At 66.7% G+C, this 3,167-nt stretch carries 2 protein-coding genes; both read right to left on the bottom strand.

The window, feature by feature from the left end; translation table 11 throughout:
- Nucleotides 1-330: 330 nt before the first annotated feature.
- On the bottom strand, nt 331-1,362 hold the full coding sequence (locus ACO2Q5_RS23790; protein WP_423295691.1) for a DUF7146 domain-containing protein: 1,032 nt from the start codon (nt 1,360-1,362) through the stop codon (nt 331-333).
- Between the two features lie 3 nt (nt 1,363-1,365).
- Nucleotides 1,366-3,167, bottom strand: a 1,802-nt coding sequence (locus ACO2Q5_RS23795) for a strawberry notch C-terminal domain-containing protein (RefSeq protein WP_423295693.1), incomplete at its 5' end; no start/stop codon positions are given.

The following is a 3,167-nucleotide window of genomic DNA, read 5'->3' on the forward strand; positions in this document are numbered from 1 at the left end:
GGCCCGCGGCCGACCGGCCGCACTACGAGGCCGGACATATGCAAGCACCCAACCGGATTCGACACGCATTGAGGAAAGACTTGACGAAGGGGGTGTCCACATATGCTTCGCGATGCAAAGGCGGGGCTCGTCCCCGCCGGCGGAAATCAGTTGCCCCCCGTCCTTGAAGGGGCGGCCCCTTTGACGGCCGCCTGCCCATCTCTTGAAGGCCGCTCGGGGGACGGGTGGATGAGATTGCCCGGGAAGAGGCAAAAGGCGACAATCCACAGCCACTACAGGGCTGCAGGACCCCTGCCCCGCTGTCCCCGACCGCCCCCGGCACGATGCAGCTCAGCCTGACAGGCGATGCCGATCCTCGAGCCCGATCTGCCCTGCCAGATAGTGGCGCAGCGCCTCTTTGCCGTACGCGCGGAGATCATCGTTGAAATCTCCGAGCCTCGGTTCCAGCACCCGAACGGCAATCCCGACCTCGGTGGCTCTGGAGGTCAATCTCTCCGCCGCGCGTCTCCCCGCCGGATCGCGGTCGATGGCGATGTAGAGGCGCTGGAGCCCCTCCGGCAGCCGGACGGCCCCGAGGTGACCCGACGAGAGCGCCGCCCATACGGGAAGGTCGGGTACGGCCTCCACTAGCGACAGCATGGTCTCGATGCCTTCGCCGATGACGAGGATGTCGTCATGCGGGGTCAGCCTGACGGCATTGCCGAGGAGGTGACCCATGGCACGCCGCTGCGTCTCGACCCGCGCTTTTCCCTGTCCGTCAGGCGCGAGCCACGTGCGATGCACGCCTTGGCACAGGCCCGCCCCATCAGTGACCGCAGCGATCAGCGCCGGTCGGGGGAGGCGCCGGGTCTGGCCCTCATCCCGATGCCAGCACTTCGGGTGGAAGCGAAGGGCGCTCATCCTACCGCTTTGGGTCAGGCCCCGGGAGCGGAGGTAGGTGTCGGCAAGTGTGCCTGCGACCGGCACCGAGGCTGCAAAGAGCCGCGCTGCCGCCGCTGGTGTGCCACCGGGGGCCTTCGACTTCCTTGCCATGGGGGCATCCGGAAGGACCGGCTGCGGACGGCCCAGATGCGCCCGGGCCTCGGCCAGAAGATCGGGAAAGCGGGAGATCCCGGTCCGCTCTCGGATGATGTCGAGAAGATCACCATGCTCACCCGTGGCGCCGTCGGTGAACTTGCCGGCCGCGCCCGGCCCTGATGCAGGCCCGGTCAGCCGCACGAAGAGCGACCGGCCGGGATTGTTCTGCAGATCGCCCACGATCCAGTAGGACCCTTCCCGCCGTCCAGCGGGAAGGTAGGCGCGACAGACGCCCTCGGCATTTTCCGCAAGAGCGCGGATCACGTCTTCGGTCTCGGAATACATGGCTCAACAACCTCTGCGTGCATGTAGGTCCGTCACAGGACAACGCGCAAGCAGACGATCCAGCACTTTGACCCCGCTCGCGTCTGTCGGGCAGAAGAGACGCAGCTTCCAGCTGATGATCTCGGAGAAGAAACCATCGGCCTTGAGGCGGTCCTTGGCGGCTTCGGTGAAACCCGAGAGCTCGATCCGGTTCACGCCCATGACGCGGGACCGGTGCAACTCCATTCCCTCCGAGAGCCGCACCACGGTCTTTCCCTCCAGCACGAGGGTATGGACCTGCGCCGCCGTGAGTTGCGGCGCGTCATTGGCCAGCGTGGTCGCCACCCAGGCGGGCGAGACCCGGCGGCCGATGATGCGCTGGCCGTCATCAGTCTGCAGCCGGTAGACCCGGGTTTCGTCCTGAGGGAGCTGCTTCCAGATCGGAAGAAGAAGACCCGCCACGATGTGTAGCGTGGATTCGCTGAACTCCGGCACCTCGGCCAGTTCCGCGGTCCAAACGGCAGCGAAGGCGGCACGGTCGGCCTCGAGCCAGTGGGTGTCTTCCATCATCCTGGCCGGAACCGTGCTGGCCTCGGTCGGGCGGATCAGGCGCAGGCGCGGCTCGATCGTGCCATCATCAAGCATCAGGCTGGTAGCAGGTACCTGCACGGCTGCCCGGCCCGAGCGGCTGTTGACCAGAAGCCGCGCTTTCGGGTCATCGAGCCAGTCAAGCGCATCGACGAGGGAGGTCGGCGTGTTGCGCCGCTTTTCCGCGATAGTCAGGAGCTGCGTTTCGGCGCCGGAGCCGGGATGGGTGTAGATCACCCGCGCATCCGTGACGCGGAAGCTCTCGGCGCGCAGCGTCTCGAGCCCGACGTCGTAGACCCCGGCGGCGATGGCGCCCTCGATCCGCTGGTCGAGCAATTGCTCGAAGGCCGAAAAGAGCACGGCCTGCATGTCGATCGTCAGCGCGAGCAGGCGATTGAGGAAGGTCGTGATCGGCGGCAGGTCGTCCTTCAGACCATTGTCATCGGTCAGGCTGAGACCGGTGGCATCCTCGAAGGCCCCGAGAGAACAGCCAGCCACATCGCCGCGATAGATGCGGCGGTAAAGCTGGCGCAGAGCGTCGCGGGCATAGGAGGACTCGAGATTGTCCTCGGGCCGGAACAGCCCCTGCCCGCCGGTCTGGCGTTGGCCACGCGTGATCGCCCCAAGTGTGTCGAGACGGCGGGCGATGGTCGACAGGAACCGCTTCTCTGCCTTCACATCCGTGGCCACCGGCCGGAAGAGCGGCGGCTGCGCCTGATTGGTGCGGTTGGTGCGGCCAAGACCCTGGATGGCGGCATCGGCCTTCCAGCCTGGTTCCAAGAGGTAGTGGACCCGCAGGCGCTGGTTCTTCGCTCCTAGATCGGCGTGATAGCTGCGCCCCGTGCCTCCGGCATCCGAGAAGATCAGGATACGCTTCTGATCATCCATGAAGCCGGCGGTCTCGGACAGGTTGGCCGAGCCAGCCCGAGATTCCACGACAAGCCGCGCGGTATGCCCTTCGCCTTTGCGCACGATGCGGCGCGAGCGGCCCGTGACCTCGGCCACGAGATCGGTGCCGAAGCGCTGGACGATCTGATCGAGCGCCCCGGGCACGGGCGGCAGCGAGGCCAGCTTCTCAATCAGCGCATCGCGCCTGCGGGCGGCCTCGCGACATTCGACCGGCTGGCCATCGCGCACGACGGGCCGGGAGGAGAGATTTCCCTCGCTGTCGGTGAAGGGTTCGTAGAGCTGCACCGGGAAGGAATGGGCGAGGTAATCCAGGACATATTCCCGCGGCG

The sequence above is a fragment of the Neotabrizicola sp. VNH66 genome, assembly GCF_049445895.1.
Classification (GTDB): domain Bacteria; phylum Pseudomonadota; class Alphaproteobacteria; order Rhodobacterales; family Rhodobacteraceae; genus Pseudogemmobacter.

Coding starts and splice junctions, on each gene's coding strand:
- ACO2Q5_RS23790 (WP_423295691.1), bottom strand. CDS start 1,362: ATGTATTCCGAGACCGAAGACGTGATCCGCGCTCTTGCGGAAAATGCC.